General features: G+C 62.4%; 15 protein-coding genes. 6 read left to right on the forward strand and 9 right to left on the reverse strand.

Annotation, left to right across the window (positions count from 1 at the left end):
- Positions 1-229 precede the first annotated feature (229 nt).
- Positions 230-2,086, reverse strand: coding sequence for a M3 family oligoendopeptidase (locus tag GGD53_RS08340; RefSeq protein WP_184455005.1), 1,857 nt, complete (start codon positions 2,084-2,086; stop codon positions 230-232).
- 207 nt (positions 2,087-2,293) lie between these two features.
- Here GGD53_RS08340 and GGD53_RS08345 point away from each other — a divergent pair, with 207 nt between their 5' ends.
- Complete coding sequence (locus GGD53_RS08345; RefSeq protein WP_184455006.1) at positions 2,294-3,838, forward strand: sigma-54-dependent transcriptional regulator; 1,545 nt, start codon at positions 2,294-2,296, stop codon at positions 3,836-3,838.
- Between the two features lie 178 nt (positions 3,839-4,016).
- Positions 4,017-5,858, forward strand: a complete 1,842-nt coding sequence (locus GGD53_RS08350; RefSeq protein WP_184455007.1) for a DUF882 domain-containing protein — start codon at positions 4,017-4,019, stop codon at positions 5,856-5,858.
- Positions 5,859-6,013: 155 nt separating this feature from the next.
- Here GGD53_RS08350 and GGD53_RS08355 read toward each other — a convergent pair whose 3' ends face one another.
- The 3 genes from GGD53_RS08355 to GGD53_RS08365 all read right to left on the reverse strand — a co-directional run bounded on the left by GGD53_RS08355 (position 6,014) and on the right by GGD53_RS08365 (position 7,489).
- Positions 6,014-6,277, reverse strand: a complete 264-nt coding sequence (locus GGD53_RS08355; protein WP_008533181.1) for a DUF2312 domain-containing protein — start codon at positions 6,275-6,277, stop codon at positions 6,014-6,016.
- 91 nt (positions 6,278-6,368) lie between these two features.
- A complete protein-coding gene (locus GGD53_RS08360; protein ID WP_184455008.1) occupies positions 6,369-6,674 on the reverse strand; it encodes a DUF1244 domain-containing protein in 306 nt (101 codons plus the stop codon).
- Between the two features lie 26 nt (positions 6,675-6,700).
- The gene (locus GGD53_RS08365) at positions 6,701-7,489 is read right to left on the reverse strand and encodes an N-formylglutamate amidohydrolase (RefSeq protein ID WP_184455009.1); all 789 of its coding nucleotides are present in this window, start codon (positions 7,487-7,489) and stop codon (positions 6,701-6,703) included.
- 200 nt (positions 7,490-7,689) lie between these two features.
- Between GGD53_RS08365 and GGD53_RS08370 the strand changes: the two genes are divergently transcribed.
- The 3 genes from GGD53_RS08370 to GGD53_RS08380 all read left to right on the forward strand — a co-directional run bounded on the left by GGD53_RS08370 (position 7,690) and on the right by GGD53_RS08380 (position 10,373).
- The gene (locus GGD53_RS08370; RefSeq protein WP_011426762.1) at positions 7,690-8,175 is read left to right on the forward strand and encodes a DUF1036 domain-containing protein; all 486 of its coding nucleotides are present in this window, start codon (positions 7,690-7,692) and stop codon (positions 8,173-8,175) included.
- On the forward strand, positions 8,175-9,614 hold the full coding sequence (gene pyk / locus GGD53_RS08375) for a pyruvate kinase (protein ID WP_184455010.1): 1,440 nt from the start codon (positions 8,175-8,177) through the stop codon (positions 9,612-9,614). Before GGD53_RS08370 ends, pyk begins: the two co-directional genes overlap by 1 nt.
- 126 nt (positions 9,615-9,740) lie before the next feature.
- Positions 9,741-10,373, forward strand: coding sequence for a LysE family translocator (locus GGD53_RS08380; protein ID WP_184455141.1), 633 nt, complete (start codon positions 9,741-9,743; stop codon positions 10,371-10,373).
- 2 nt (positions 10,374-10,375) lie between these two features.
- On the opposite strand, the gene GGD53_RS08385 is transcribed toward GGD53_RS08380, so the two are convergent.
- From GGD53_RS08385 to GGD53_RS08395, 3 genes are read right to left on the reverse strand one after another with little or no spacing between them, the layout of a single operon-like run.
- Positions 10,376-10,927, reverse strand: coding sequence for a DUF4865 family protein (locus GGD53_RS08385; protein WP_184455011.1), 552 nt, complete (start codon positions 10,925-10,927; stop codon positions 10,376-10,378).
- Positions 10,924-11,325, reverse strand: a complete 402-nt coding sequence (locus GGD53_RS08390; protein ID WP_184455012.1) for a cupin domain-containing protein — start codon at positions 11,323-11,325, stop codon at positions 10,924-10,926. The genes GGD53_RS08385 and GGD53_RS08390 overlap by 4 nt, the downstream gene beginning before the upstream one ends.
- Complete coding sequence (locus tag GGD53_RS08395) at positions 11,322-11,741, reverse strand: tautomerase family protein (RefSeq protein ID WP_184455013.1); 420 nt, start codon at positions 11,739-11,741, stop codon at positions 11,322-11,324. Before GGD53_RS08395 ends, GGD53_RS08390 begins: the two co-directional genes overlap by 4 nt.
- A 117-nt stretch (positions 11,742-11,858) precedes the next feature.
- Between GGD53_RS08395 and GGD53_RS08400 the strand changes: the two genes are divergently transcribed.
- Positions 11,859-12,755: a LysR substrate-binding domain-containing protein gene (locus tag GGD53_RS08400; protein WP_184455014.1), complete on the forward strand. Its 897-nt coding sequence runs from the start codon at positions 11,859-11,861 to the stop codon at positions 12,753-12,755.
- Between the two features lie 56 nt (positions 12,756-12,811).
- Here the strand turns inward: GGD53_RS08400 and GGD53_RS08405 are convergent, their stop codons facing one another.
- Together GGD53_RS08405 and ggt are read right to left on the reverse strand one after the other, a co-directional pair.
- The gene (locus GGD53_RS08405) at positions 12,812-13,786 is read right to left on the reverse strand and encodes a threonine ammonia-lyase (protein ID WP_184455015.1); all 975 of its coding nucleotides are present in this window, start codon (positions 13,784-13,786) and stop codon (positions 12,812-12,814) included.
- A gap of 122 nt (positions 13,787-13,908) precedes the next feature.
- Positions 13,909-15,645 (reverse strand): gamma-glutamyltransferase, encoded by a 1,737-nt coding sequence (gene ggt / locus GGD53_RS08410; RefSeq protein ID WP_184455016.1) that lies wholly within the window; start codon positions 15,643-15,645, stop codon positions 13,909-13,911.
- Positions 15,646-15,758 lie beyond the last annotated feature (113 nt).

A 15,758-nucleotide genomic window follows, 5' to 3' on the forward strand; every position in this document is an offset into this window, starting at 1 on the left:
TTTGTTCTGCTCCTCATCACTCAAGATGCGATTGGGAGGGCGAGGTATTTTCCCTTCTCCCCGCGGGGGAGAAGATGCCGAAGGGCAGATGAGGGGGGGAGCGAAGCGACGTCCTGAGCATGTGCGAAGGACAGGTTCTACTATGTCGCCCCCTCATCCGCCTGCCGGCACCTTCTCCCCGAGGGGAGAAGAGACTCGTTGCTGCCTCTCCGCTCCTGGCGACGAGAATTCACCCCTTATCTAGCGCTTCCAACTCATCAATCAGCCCTTCGATCATCGACAGGCCCTGGCTCCAGAACGACGGATCGGTGGCGTCGAGGCCGAAAGGCTTCAAGAGTTCAGAATGATGCTTGGTGCCGCCGGCCTTCAGCAGTTCGAAATACTTCTCCTGGAAGCCCTTCTCGGCCGTCTGGTAGACGGCATAGAGCGAATTGACCAGGCAATCGCCGAAGGCATAGGCGTAGACATAGAAGGGCGAATGGATGAAGTGGGGGATATAGGCCCAATAGGTCTCGTAGCCTTCTGAAATATTGATCGCCGGCCCGAGGCTTTCCGACTGGACGGAGAGCCAGAGCTCGCCGATGTCGTCGGCGGTGAGTTCGCCAGCCTTGCGGGCGGTGTGCAGCTTGCGCTCGAATTCGTAGAAGGCAATCTGGCGCACGACCGTGTTGATCATGTCCTCGACCTTCTGGGCAAGCATCGCCTTGCGCTCGCGCCTGTCGGTGGTCTTTTCCAGGAGCGCGCGGAAGGTCAGCATCTCGCCGAAGACGGAAGCGGTTTCGGCCAGCGTCAGCGGCGTCTGGCACATCAGCGCGCCTTGGGCCCCGGCGAGAACCTGATGGACACCGTGGCCGAGTTCATGGGCAAGCGTCATGACGTCGCGCGGTTTTCCCATATAATTGACGAGCACGTAAGGGTGGGCCGAGGGAACCGTTGGATGAGCAAAGGCGCCAGGCGCCTTGCCCGGGCGAACCGGGGCATCGATCCATTGCTCGTCGAAGAAGCGCCTGGCGATATCGGCCATCTCGGGGGCGAAACTGCCGTAAGCCGAGAGCACCGTGTCCTTCGCGTCCGACCAGGAGATCACGGCGCTGGACGTTTCCGGAAGGGGCGCGTTGCGGTCCCAGAAACTCATCTGCTCCATGCCGAGCCATTTCGCCTTCATTTTATAATAGCGGTGCGAAAGGCGGGGATAGGCTTCCCGGACGGCTGCGGCCAAGGCGTCGACAACCTCGCGCTCGACGCGGTTTGCCAGATGCCTGGAGTCGGCGATATCCTCGAAGCCGCGCCAGCGGTCGGAGATATCCTTGTCCTTGGCAAGCGTATTGGTGATCAGCGTGAAGATGCGGATATTCGCCTTGAAGGTTTCGGCGAGCGCCATGGCCGCCTTGCGGCGCACTTCCGGATCCTTCTCCTGCAGCATGTTCAGTGCCACCTCGAGCGGCACTTTCTCGCCATCGATCTCATAGCGAAGCTCCGCCATGGTTTCGTCGAAGAGGCGATTGAAGGCGGAGGCCGATGTCATCGACTTCTCGAGGAAGAGCTGCTCCAGCCTGTCGTCGAGCTGATAAGGCTTATCTTTGCGCAGGTCGATCAGCCAGGGGCGATAATGGCCGGCATCGGGGTCCTTGGCCATGCAAGCATCGATGACGGCGTCGTCGATCCGGTTCAGCTCGAGCGCGAAGAACAGGAGATGGCCGGAGAATTCGGTGATCTTTGCCTGGACGTCGCCGTAGAGCTTGCCGTTGGCCGGATTGGTGGTGTCGGAAAAATAGGTGAGGCCGGCAAAGGAGCCGAGGCGGCCCATGATATCGTCAAGCGCCTCATATTCCTTCAGCGCCGCGCCGATGCCTTCCGTGCCGGTCTTCACTGCTGCTTCAGTGAGTTTGCCCTTCCACTTTTCTTCGAAAGCGATCGCGGCCTTGCCGGCCTTTTCCATGTCGGCGACGAAGGCGGTCGACGTGGCGGAGGGATAAAGATCCTGCAGTTTCCAGATCGGCAGGTCGCCGAGCGCCGGATCGGCCGCCGCCCCGGCTGGCGCTGCTGGCGAGAAAAAAAAGCCGGCGTGCAGGGGCTCGATTTTCATGGGCGCAATTCCTCTCCACATTATAACAGGTCTGTTTGAATAAGCGCGAGAGGCCCCCGCATCAAGGGCCTTTCGGCGCGTGAAAGGCCTCGCTTCGGCACGAAATCGGGTCTTCGCAATCGTTAAAATGCAATTATTTCTCAAAACTGGATGTTCAAGCCTTTCTGCCAGAGTGCGCTTCATGGTTTCGCATGAAGTGGAGCGACAATGACCGGTTACAATGAGCTCAAGGGAGCAGGGCAAATTCTCGTGGTCGAGGACGACCCGGTGCAGCGCCGCCTGCTCAAGAACGCAATCGAGCGTCACGGCCATGTCGTGCACCAGGCGGAAAACGGCCGCATCGGCCTGGAAATGGTCAAACGCGACAGCGGCCTTTTCAACGTCATCGTGCTCGACCTGATGATGCCCGAGATGACCGGCCTCGAATTTCTCGATGCGCTTCATGAATTCGGCACGCAGATCCCCGTCATCGTGCAGACGGGCCAGGGCGGCATCGAGACCGTGGTGCAGGCGATGCGCGCCGGCGCCTTCGATTTCGTCGTCAAGCCGGTCTCGCCCGAACGGATCGCCACCTCGATTTCCAACGCCATGAAGCTCGACCAGCGCGAGGTGAAGGCGCGGGCTGGACGCCGGTCGCGCTCGGGCTCCGTCGGGTTCGACGACATCGTCTCGGCCAGCCCGGCGATGATCCGCGTCATCGATCTCGCCCAGCGGGCGGCGCAATCGAACATCCCGGTCGTGCTCGAAGGCGAATCCGGCGTCGGCAAGGAGCTGGTGGCGCGCGCCATCCAGTCCGGCGGCGACCGCTCCAATAAGCCGTTCGTCACCGTCAATTGCGGGGCGATCCCGCATAATCTCGTCGAGAGCATTCTCTTCGGCCATGAGAAGGGCGCCTTTACCGGCGCGACCGAACGTCACATCGGCAAATTCATGGAAGCCGATGGCGGCACCATCTTCCTCGACGAGATCGGCGACTTACCGCTCGAAGTGCAGGTGAAACTGCTGCGCGCCGTGCAGCAGGGCGAGATCGAGACGGTCGGCGCGCGCACCGCGCACAAGGTCAATGTCCGGCTGATCTCGGCGACCAACAAGGATTTGATCGAAGAGGTCAAGAACGGCCATTTCCGCGAGGATCTCTATTACCGCCTCAACGTCTTCCCGATTACCATTCCGGCGCTGCGCAAGCGCAAGGAAGACATCCCGCATCTGGTGCGCGTCTTTACCGACCGCTTCTCCAGCGAGCAGAAGAACGGCCGCCGCATGACCGTGAATTCAGGCACGCTGGCGCTGCTGACCGCCTATGACTGGCCGGGCAACATTCGCCAGCTCGAAAACGCGATCTTCCGTGCGGTCGTTCTCGCCGAAGGGCCGGAGCTGACGGAGGCGGATTTCCCGCAGATCGCCGCCCAGCTTCCGGAATATGAAGTGGTGGATCACCTGGCGCTCGTTGCCGACAATACCGGCCTCGACCCAGATGAAGCTTATGGCGAGGAATACCGGGCGCCGATGCCGGGTGAGGTGCACCACCGCCTGTCGGAGACTTCCGAAAACGCCATTGCCAGCGTCAATCCCTCCGGAGACGTGCGCAAACTTGCCGACGTTGAGGAGGAGCTCATCCGATTCGCACTCAAATTCTATCGCGGGCAGATGAGTCAAGTAGCGCGCAAACTTGGCATCGGCCGGTCCACACTTTATCGCAAGCTCAAAGATTACGGCATAGATCCCGATAATCCCCAGAAAGATGCGGCTTAGGACCCATTTATTAAGACTCGGGCAACCACGATTTGTTACTGATCATAAACCACTTGTTAGTGGCTCGTTCACTATGTAAAGAAAAGGTTGATCATGTGTGGCATTTTTGCCATCGTGTGACCGCATTTGACAGTCATCTGAGACAGTACGGGACATTGTCTGTCTGACGGGGATCGAGTTGCCGAATCTGAATGGGAATTCCAAGCCTTCGCGCTTGAGCTGGCGCTTGTTGTGCGCCGACATCTGCGGAAAGGCAGTAAGGACGGCAGCGGCCGCCCTTCTTGCGCTCGCGGTTTCCTCACCGGTATTCGTCAGTACACCTTCTGAGGCGGCAGGCGACACCCGCAGCCTCAAGCTTTATTTTATCCATACCGGCGAAAAAGCTGTCATCACCTATAAGCGCAACGGCAAGTTCGACCCCAAGGGTCTGGAGCAGCTGAACCGCTTCCTGCGCGACTGGCGCAAGAACCAGCCGACGAAGATGGACCCGCGCCTGTTCGACTTGATCTGGGAAGTCTACCGCCAGAGCGGTTCCAGGGATTATATCAACGTCGTCTGCGGTTTCCGTTCGCCAGGTACCAACGAGATGCTGCGCGGCCGCTCGCGCAATTCCGGCGTCGCCGAAAAGAGCCAGCACATGCTCGGCAAGGCGATGGACTTCTTCATTCCCGACGTCAAACTCGCGACGCTCAGGGCCATCGGCATGAAGATGCAGATCGGCGGCGTCGGCTTCTATCCGAAATCCGGTTCGCCCTTCGTGCACATGGATGTCGGCGGCGTTCGCGCCTGGCCGCGCATGAGCCGCGACGAGCTCGTCCGGCTTTTCCCGAACGGCAACACCATTCATATCCCGGCCGACGGCAAGCCGCTGCCCGGCTATCAGCAGGCGATGGCCGATTACAAGCGCCGCGTCAGCGGCACGCAGATCGAGATCGCCAGCGCTTCCGAATCGGCGCCGAAACACAAGACGCTGTTTGCAGCGCTGTTTGGCGGCGGGGCGGACGAACAGGAAGATGATTCCGACGATTCGGCTCCCGTTGCTGTCGCCAAGGCGACGCCGCCGAAGGCCGAGCCTGCTCCTGCCGAGCCGCAGCAGACCGAGGTCGCAGCCCTGAACGCGCCGGTGCCGCAGGTTCGCCCGGCCTTCAGCAACCAGCCGGCCGGCAGCGAGATGGCCAGCGCACTGGTGGCGCCGTCTTCGGGTAACGCCGCGCAGCAGGCCCTTGCCGCGGCGCTTCCGGCCGATCAGGCCCAGCCACAGCAATTCGCCGATCTCAGCGCTTACAGCATTCCCGTTCCCTCGCTTCTCGGCCAGCGCCGCGCGCCTGGTGACGCTGAGGTCGCGTCGGTCGATCCGAACATCCAGAACGGAATGCCGGTTCCCACTCCGGTCGAGCGCCCTGCCGTTGCCGAAAATCTGCTTGCGGCGGCGGATGCCGATCCGGAAGCGGAGGCAGACGAGGCCGATCAGGATGGCGGCCTGTCTCCCGCCATCGCCGACGCGCTCGAGCAGCAGAACAAGGATACGGAAAGCCAAGTCGCCTCGCATGAGCCTCAAATGAGCGTAGAGCAGGCAATCGCCGCCGCGATGCCGCAAAAGGCGGCCGCCGAAAAGCCGTCATTGCAGCTCGCTGCCTTGGCGCCGGCGACGAAATCGGCAAGCTTCGGTGACGCTTTCGACGCCCCAGCTGCCGAGAGCTCCGCGCCGCAGCCCCTTCCGGTCAAGGGCGGCCGCCCGACGCAGAAGGAAGCCGCCGCAGCCGATGCCAGCCGCACGACAGTGCGTACCGAGCCGAAGCTGACGCAGAAGATGATCTCGCAGTGGGCGCTGACCAATGCCCGTCTCGAAATGGCGTCCAAGCAGGTCAAGGCGCCGCGCTTCGTCAGCCAGACGATGCGCGCCCAACCGACCGCTGTCTATGCCGAGGGCTTCAACGTCAAGACCGCCTCGGTTGATCCGGCCCGCTTCAGCGGCACGGCCGTCAACTTCATGGAAGTGCGCAAGTTCAACACGAACTAAGTCTGCCGATCTGGTCAGACCGAAAAACCGCCGGAGTGATCCGGCGGTTTTCTTTTCACTGTTTGAGCGGTTGGACAGTTGGTCGGCCAGCAGGATCCGGCGTAAAAGAAAAGCCGCCGGAGGCGGCGGCTTTCGAAAGCAGCGATGTCGGCGAATCAGCCTTCCGGCGGCGCCTCGATCATGCCGAGTGCGTGCAGATAGGTGTCGAGGATTGCTTCCTCCTCCATGCGCTCCTGCTCGTCCTTCTTGCGCAGCGCCACGACCTTCTTCAGGATCTTGGTATCGAAGCCCATTCCCTTGGCTTCGCCATAGACGTCCTTGATGTCGTCTGCGATGGTCTTCTTTTCTTCTTCCAGCCGTTCAATGCGCTCGATGAAAGCGCGAAGCTGATCGCGGGCGACGCCATGAGCATCAGACATCGTGTTCTCCTGATTTTCCGGTGATCAATTCGGGATGCACGTGACTGCCGCGAAGCGGCGTCACGGTCAAGCCTGTTAAAGGCCAAGCGGACTATTTGTGTGGCTTGTTCAGCTCAAAAGCGGCCTTTTGCACAGGCGAGGCCTCCTTCTGGTGGAGGGTTTTCCAGTCCTCGTAGGGCATGCCGTAGATCATCTCATGCGATTCGTCCCGGCTGACCGGAACACCTTCGGCCTCGGCGGCCTCGCGATACCAGTTCGACAGGCAGTTGCGGCAGAAGCCGGCCAGGTTCATCAGATCGATGTTCTGGACGTCGCTGCGGTCACGAAGATGCGCGACCAGACGACGGAAGGCGGCGGCTTCGAATTCGGTCTGTTGTTCCTTGCTGAGCGCGGTCATCTCGCTCTCCTTTCATTCCGTGGACCTCAATAGGGGCCGGTGCGCGACGGATGGACGTCGTATTCGTGCAGGGCCGGATCCGCATTCATCGCTGCAAAAATCGGCGCCAGGCGCTCGGCCCATGCCGATATGCCGGCTTCATCCGCGATCAAATCCTGACGCACTTCGAGCAGGGCATGCGGAATGCCGGTCACCATGCAATGGCGGTACATGGTATCGCCCTTCAGAGCGCCATCATAGGGCTCGTTGTCGCCGACGACGAGATCGGAATCGGCCCGCAGCATGTCGAGCAGCGGGCCGACGGCGCGCCGGTCGCTGTCCCAGAGGACCGCGGCGTGCCAGGGTCGGGGAATGCTCTTCCACGCCGGCGTGAAAGAGTGCAGCGACAGCACCAGCGGTGCCTTGCCGGCGCTATTCGCCACCGTGTCGATCGTGCCTGCCACGGCATTGTGATAGGGGCGATGAAAGGCTTCGATCCGGTAATTCCATTCCTGCGGCGTGATCGGGTGATTGCCTGATATGACGGCGCCGTCCGAGATCTTCATGATCAGCGTCGGATCGTCCTCGCCGCGGTTCGGGTCGATCAGCAGGCGCGAGAAACCGCCGAGCACTGCCGGTACGCCGAGCCTCGCCGAAAGCTGTCGTGTCAGGCCCTCGATGCCGATGTCGTAGGCGATGTGGCGGGAGAAGGCAGACTCGGGCAGGCCGAGCCTTTCATACCGGGCGGGAAGGCGGTTCATCGCGTGATCGGCGAGGATCACCATGCCTTTGTCATGTTTTCCAGGTAGGATTTCGAAGGATTGAAAGTCGTCCATGAAGGAATTTGCCGTTGGCCATTGCGCAGTCGCGCCCAGTGATTGCATGCGCCCGCGACCGGTTCAAGCGCGACAGGCGAAGAGAGCGGATATGAGCCTCCGCGGGCGGTTATGAAAGGGAATATAATCGATTAGCATTGCGTTGACTTTCGGATGAGGGCGGCGCAAGAAGACACGGACATGAATAACCGTGGAGCTATTTGGGAGCCGTGTTGATTCAAGCCGCGCCAAGTTTCCTCACGCGGTCCGGACCGCTGGTCCGACTCGCCCTGTTTGCTCTTGCAGCCGCCATGCCGTTCTTCATCGCAGATGCCGCACGCGCCGATTTTCGCGTCTGCAACGGAACGCAAAATCTGGTTGGGGTGGCAATCGGATACAGGGCCAAGGACGGCTGGATCACGGAGGGTTGGTGGCAGGTGCCGGCAACGACCTGCGCCACGCTGATCGAGGGCGAATTGCAGTCGCGCTATTATTACCTCTACGCAGAGGACGCCGCCCGAGGAGGACGGTGGACGGGGGACGTGCAGATGTGCGTGGCGGAAAACGAATTCAAGATCTCGGGCGTACAGGATTGTTATGCCCGGGGTTACCAGAAGATGGGATTCAAGGAATATGACACGGGCCGCCAGGGCAGCTGGATGGTTCAACTCTCCGACACCCCAGGGACGCAAGAAAGTCAGAATTGATGAAGCGTAATCGCAAAATTAAAATCCTCGCCACCCTCGGGCCCGCCTCCGCCGAGGAATCGATGATCGAGAAGCTGCACCAGGCCGGTGCCGACGTCTTCCGCATCAATATGAGCCATGCGAGCCACGACCTGATGCGAACGCTCATCCAGCGGATCCGCTCGGTCGAGGCGCGCTCAGGCCGGCCGATCGGCATTCTCGCCGATCTGCAGGGACCGAAGCTGCGCGTCGGCAAGTTTACCGACAGCAAGGTCGACCTGAAGCCCGGCCAGACCTTCACGCTCGACAACAATGAAGCGCTCGGCGACCAGAACCGCGTCTATCTGCCGCATCCCGAGATCCTGGAATCGGTGCAGCCTGGCCACCGCCTGTTGATCGATGACGGCAAGCTCGCCCTGCGCGCAGAAAAATGCGACGGCAAGAGTATCGTCACGACCGTTATTTCGGGCACGCGCATCTCCGACCGCAAGGGCGTCAGCCTTCCGGACACGCTGCTCGGCGTCGGCGCACTGACCGACAAGGACCGTTCCGATCTCGACGCCGTGCTCGCGACTGACGATGTCGACTGGGTGGCACTGTCCTTCGTCCAGCGTCCGGACGACCTTGCCGAGGTGCGCAAGATCGCCCGCGGCCGTGTCGGCCTGATGTCGAAAATCGAAAAGCCGCAGGCGCTCGAGCGCATCGAAGAGATCATCGAGCTTTCCGATGCCTTGATGGTCGCCCGCGGCGATCTCGGCGTCGAAATGCCGCTTGAATCGGTTCCCGGCATCCAGAAACAGCTGATCCGCGCCTGCCGTCGTTCGGGCAAGCCGGTGGTTGTCGCCACGCAGATGCTGGAATCGATGATCTCGGCGCCGGTGCCGACGCGCGCCGAAGTGTCCGACGTCGCGACCGCCGTCTTCGAAGGTGCGGATGCCGTCATGCTCTCGGCCGAATCGGCCTCGGGCGACTATCCGGTCGAAGCCGTCTCGACCATGGCCTCGATTGCCACCGCCATCGAGCGTGAGCCGCATTATCCCGGCATTATCTATGCCCAGCGCGCCCAGCCGGAAGCGACCGGCGCCGATGCGATCTCGCTTGCCGCGCGCCAGATCGCCGAAACGCTGAAGCTGTCGGCGATCGTCTGCTACACCTCGTCCGGCACGACGGGGCTTCGCGCCTCGCGCGAGCGTCCGCAGGTGCCGATCTTGGCATTGTCGCCGATCATCAAGACGGCGCGCCGGCTTGCCGTCGTCTGGGGCCTGCATTGCGTCGTCACCCATGATGCGACCGATCTCGACGACATGGTCAACCGCGCCTGCCGCATCGTCGCCGACGAAGGGTTCGGCAAGCCGGGCGATCGCATCATCATCTCGGCCGGCGTGCCGCTCGGCACGCCCGGCGCCACCAACATGCTCCGCATCGCTTATATTGGTTCGGACGGCCAGAGCGGTATCTGATCCGATCGCATCCGTGATGAAGCCCGCTGCCTGAAAAGGCGGCGGGCTTTTTTCGTTCATGTGACGAGGCATTGCCAAGGGATGCGTCGCATGCAAGTCTCGATCTCCGGGTTTGGAGGGATCACCATGGATGTCGTCACTCTTTTGGCTTTTGCGGCCGTTTCCTTCGTCGGTATCGCCACACCAGGGCCGACAGTGCTGCTGGCGTTGACAAATGGTTCTCGGCATGGGCTGCGCCGCGCGATCGCCGGCATGGTCGGCGCGGTTCTTTCGGATTTCGTTCTGATCGGCGCTGTGGCTGTCGGACTCGGCGCGCTGCTTGCGGCATCGGAATTCTGGTTCTCGATACTGAAATGGGCGGGTGCTGCCTATCTCGCCTTTCTCGGCATCATGCTCTTGCGCTCGAAGGGCACGATCGATGCGGCACTGAAATCCGATGAGGCGGCCATGAGATCGACCTTTTCGATCGGGCTGAAGAGCTTCATGGTCGCGGCGACGAACCCGAAGGGCTATCTCTTCTTCTCCGCCTTTCTGCCGCAGTTCATCGATCCCACTCAGCCGCAGACGGCGCAGTATATGCTGCTCGCCCTTGTCTTCGCTGTGCTCGATTTCATCATCATGTTCGGTTACGCTTTCTTCGGCTCGCAGGCGGTCCGTTTCCTGAAAACGTCAGGCGCCTTATGGCTGGAACGGGCCTGCGGCGGCGCGCTGCTCGCTCTTGCCGGGTCGCTTGCCTTTTACCGTCGGGCCACCGCCTAAACTCATCGGGCCAAGGACATATGGCCGACGCGATAGGTCTGTGCATCATCGCCGATCTCGGGAGGCTCTCGCCATAAGCTGAAGCGTATGCGGGTCCATGTCGTCGGTTCGAAGCCGGAGACGGAGGCGAGTGCGCCTGCCGCCAGATCGGCTTCGGCCTCTGCGCTTTCGGCCCGGCGGAGATCGGCAAGCGGTGCGTGGGGTTCCGTCTGCAGAATATTGCGGGTTGCGAACGCGGCAGCGGCGATATGGGGCGAGATTTGCGCCTCCCATACGATCCAGGTCTTCACCTGCGGCCAGCCGAAGGCCCTGGTGAGCGCCTGGAAACCCGTGCCGCAGAGGAAGTCGCCTGCCCGTTCCGGCCTCCGCCAGAGGTAGAAGGGCGCATACAGATTGTCGCGGCTGCCGAATTCGCTGGTGCGGGCGCTGAGATAGGCTTTGAAACCGAGATTGGGGAAGCCGTCGAGCAGCGGCCCCTTGTCGCGGATGCGGCGGTCGATGATCGACATGTCGTAATCGGCCGGCAGGGTAAAGCTGTATTGCATAGCGATCATGGCCGTGCCTCCACTGGATCCAGCCATTCGACAAAGCTGCCATTTTCCGCCGGCTGGATGCTGATATAGGTGAGCGGGCTGTCATCGGCGGCGCCATGCCAGTGGCGTTCGCCGGGCGCAAACCAGACCGCATCGCCGGCACGCAATTCCTCAACCGAACCGCCCTCGTTCTGTGCCAGACCCTGTCCCGCAACGACATAGAGCAACTGCCCCTTGGGATGGGTGTGCCAGCGGGTGATGGTGCCCGGATCGAGCGTGGCGCGCATCGCGGTATTTTCGCCGTCGGTGCCTTCGAGCAGCATCTCAACCCAGAAGGGCGCGGTTGCCACGCCTTCGGGCGAGCGGGTCACCTTACCAGGCCGCCTGACGGTCATCGATTTCGGGTTCGAAGCGCTCATTGCCGGCCTCCGGCTACTTGCAGCCGCCAGTCCGGATCGGTCATTTGGGCGATTCCGTTGCCGAAGGACCAGTCCTCAGGCGCGCTGGTGCTGACGACGATCATCACGTCTTGCGGCCGCAAGCCCGGCGATTGGGCCAGCAGCTCGGCAAGCCGCCGATACAGCGCTGCCTTCATCTCCGCCGTTCGCGGCCGGCCGATCGTGACCGAGATATAGACGAAATCGTCCGAGCGCGGGCCGGCAAGATAGCTGCGGTCGAAGATCAGCTCATTCTCATCATGCTGATGGATGGCCTGGAAGCGGTCGTTCTCCGGCACGTCGAAGGTCTCGACCAGCGCGCGCTGGACGTTGTCGGCAAGCGCTGCGAGATATTCCTGTGACTTGCCTTTGCGAAGAGAGATGCGGACGAAGGGCATTGGGATCTCCATGGTTCGGGCCGTCCGGCGGCCTTGACAACAGCATCATCGCAGCACAGGATGATGCTGAAAATCAGAATTTTATGGATCAACTGTCCCGAAAATTGGAATTATATAATGCGGCGGACGATCTTCGATCTCGATGTGCTTCGGACCTTTTCGACCGGCATGGAGCTCGGGAATTTCGCCAGGGCCGCAGAAAAGCTCGGGCGTTCGACGTCAGCGGTCAGCGCGCAGCTGAAGAAGCTGGAGGAACAGGCGGGCACGCCAATCTTCCGCAAGGCGGGCCGCGGGCTGGCGCTGACCGATGCCGGCGAAACGATGCTCGGTTATGCCAGACGGTTGCTGGAGCTCAATGATGAGGCGGCGGCGGCCGTGCACAGCGTCGAGCTGGAAGGCTGGGTGCGGCTCGGTCTGCAGGAGGATTTCGGCGAGACCTTGCTGCCTGAGGTGCTCGGCCGTTTCGCGCGCGCCCACCCGAAAGTCCGCATCGAGGCGCGGGTGGTGCGCAATGCCGAACTGCTCGAGCGGGTCACCTCAGGCAAGCTCGATCTGGCGCTTGCCTGGAGCGACGGGACACTGTCGGCGCATTGCGAGCGCATCGGCGAAGTGCCGATGTGCTGGATCGGCCCTGCCGAGGGACAGCCCGGCTGGCATGCGGCAAGCGGCGAGCCGATGCCGCTTGCGTCGCTGGAGGCGCCGTGCCTGTTGCGCAGTGCGGCGACCAGGGCGCTCGACGCGGCGGGCATTTCCTGGCGGCTCGCCTTCGTCAGTCCCAGTCTCGGCGGCCTCTGGGCAGCGACGGCGGCCGGCCTCGGTTTGACCATCCGCACGCCGATCGGCCTGCCGGCAAAGGTCCGGGCGCTCGCGCCAGAGGCACTCGGCCTGCCTGAGCTGCCGAAGCTCGGCCTGGTGCTGCATAGAGCCGAAGCTGAGCTGCAACCGGCTGCGGCGCGGCTTGGCGAGCTGGTTCTACAGTCCGTGCATGGCGCGCTGCACGGTATGGCAGGCTGATATCTCGATTGCCTCTGCGAACGCAGGGCCCCATCACAATGAAGCCGCCCTGTTATTCAGCCGAAGCGTTCCAACGCCATGGCGAAGATGTCGGCATCGACATTGCCGCCAGAGGTGACGGCGATGACCGTATCGCTTTCCAGCGCCTCGCCATGGAAAAGAGCGGCAGCCAGCGCCACGGCGCCGCCCGGCTCGACGACGATCTTCAGCCTGACGAAGGCGAGCGCCATGGCGCGCAGCGCCTCGTCGTCGGTGACGACGATGCCGGCGCCGGCGAGGCGCTTCAAGATAGGGAAGGTGATCTTGCCCGGCTCCGGCGTGATGATCGCATCGCAGATCGAACCCGACAGAGAGGCGTTGCGCTCGATCCTGCCGGAGGCGAGCGAGCGGGTGGTATCGTCGAAGTCCCTGGGCTCGCACGGACGGACGCGAAAGCCGGGGGCGCTGGCCTCGAGGGCGAGCGCGATGCCAGACGTCAGTCCGCCGCCACCGCAGGGAACGAGCACCTCGGCTTCCGTTACACCTTCTTCGTCCGCCTGTTCGGAGATTTCGAGACCAGTCGTGCCCTGGCCGGCGATGACAAGCGGTTCGTCGAAAGGCTTGATCAGCGTCAGGCCGCGCTCGGCGGAGAGCCGGGCGCCGATCTCGTCGCGATCCTCCCTGGCGCGGTCGTAGAGCACGACTTCGGCGTCGAAGGCGCGGGTGTTGGCGATCTTCAGCTTCGGCGCATCGCTCGGCATGATGATGACGGCGGGCACCCCGTGCAGCTTGGCGGCAAGGGCGACGCCCTGCGCATGATTACCCGAGGAGAAGGCGATGACGCCGCGCGCGCGTACCGCCGGGTCGAGGCCGGAGACGGCAGACCAGCCGCCGCGAAACTTGAAGGAACCCGAATGCTGCAGACATTCCGCCTTCACGAACAGGCGCCGGCCGGCGATCTCGTTCAGGAAGGGGGAGGAAAGAAGCGGCGTGCGGCGCGCACGACCGCGCAGTCGAGCGCGGGCGGCAACAATCATTTCAATGCTGACCATTCGGAAATCGTCCTGCTTGCGGGATCGCTCATGCATAGGACGGGGCAAACGGTTTGTGAACGGTGACTTTGTCACCGTGACATGAATGACCATTGCGCCTATGCCCGGCGGCTCGCCGATCGTCAATAGCCGCCCGCCGAGCCTTCGGTCGCGCGGGCGTCCATGGCGCCATTGTAACGAGCGCCGCCGCCCTTTTCGATGGCGGCAAGGCTTTTGCCGCCGACGAGGATGCCGGCGGCTTGGCCCCAGAGCGGCGCATCGTTGCCGCCGTCGAAGCTATAGCCCATCGCCGCAAGCGTCTTTTCCGTATCCGGCGAAAGCGCATAGGGCTCGAGATAGACCCTGTCGGGCTGCCATTGGTGATGAAACCGCGGCGCGTTGACCGCCTGGCTGATATCCATGCCGAAGTCGACGACATTCAAAATCGCCTCCAGCGTGATGGTGATGATGCGCGAGCCGCCGGGGCTGCCGATCACCATGAAGGGCTTGCCATCACGGGTGACGATCGTCGGGCTCATCGAGGAGAGCGGCGTCTTCTTCGGGGCGATGGCGTTCGCCTCGCCCTGCACGAGGCCATAGAGGTTGGGCACGCCTGGCTTGGAGGTGAAGTCGTCCATCTCGTTGTTGAGCAGAACGCCGGTTCCAGGTGCCACGACCGCCGCGCCGAAGGAGCCGTTCAGCGTGTAGGTGACGGCAACCGCATTGCCCTCGTCGTCGATGATCGAATAATGGGTCGTCTCGTTGCTCTCCTTGCCGCCGAGCGGTTTCAGGTTCGCCGACGTCCCGGCCCTGTAGGGATCGATCTTTGCTGCGATCTCCTTGGCATAGCTCTTGTCGAGCATTTTCTCGACCGGGTTCTCGATGAAATCGGGATCGCCGAGCGCTGCGTTGCGGTCGACATAGGCGTAGCGCATCGCCTCGACCATCACATGCACGGTTTCAGCCGAGGCGTAGCCGAGATAGGAGAGCGGATAGCCTTCGAGGACGTTGAGGATCTCGCAGATGATGACGCCGCCAGAGGAAGGAGGCGGTGAGGAGATGATGTCGTAGCCGCGGTAATTGCACTCGATCGGATTCAGCTCGCGCACGCCATATTGCTCGAAATCCTCCTTGGCAAGGATACCGCCCTTGGCCTGGCTCGCTTTTACGATCGCCTCGGCGGGGGCAGCCTTATAGAAGGCGTCGGGTCCTTTTTCCGAGATGGCCGCCAGGACCGCAGCGAGATCCGGCTGCGCAAGCTTTTCGCCGGAGCCATAGGGCTTGCCGTCCGGTTTCAGGAAAATCTTCGCCGCCGTCTCGTCCTTGGCAAGGCGCTTGGCGCTGCCGGCAAGGATCGCCGCGTCACCCTGTTCCAGCGTGAAACCTTCCCTGGCGAAGCGGAGCGCCGGCGCTATCAGATCCTCGCGGGGGCGGGTGCCGTATTTCTCGCGCGCCGTCTCCAAGCCCATGACGGAACCGGGAACACCGACGGCGAGGTAGCCGTCGAGGCTGGCCCGCGGCACGATATCGCCCTTTGCATCGAGATACATGGTCTTCGTCGCGGCGATCGGCGCGCGCTCGCGGAAATCGAGGAAGGTCTTGGTGCCGTCTTTCAGGCGGATGGTCATGAAGCCGCCGCCGCCGAGATTGCCGGCCGAGGGGTAGACGACCGCCAGTGCATAACCGACGGCGACCGCCGCATCGACGGCGTTGCCGCCACTCTTCAGCACCTCGACGCCGACATCGGTCGCCAGATGCTGGGCGGTGACGACCATCCCGTGCTCGGCTTCGACTGGTGCGGGCGACGCCGCGAAGGCCGTCGTCAGAGTTAGCGACAATGCCGATATGACGGAGATCGTCCCGATATGCAGGCGGCCCATGATTTCCCCTCCTATGGACAACAACGGAAAGACATATGGGGCTGCTGCGGCGCGCGGCAATGCGAGGAGCAGGCTTTGTTCGAGGAGGCCGGCCGAATGTCCAACAGGGACGC

Origin of the sequence: Rhizobium aethiopicum, from assembly GCF_014197535.1 — a bacterium.
GTDB classification, from domain to species: domain Bacteria; phylum Pseudomonadota; class Alphaproteobacteria; order Rhizobiales; family Rhizobiaceae; genus Rhizobium; species Rhizobium aethiopicum_A.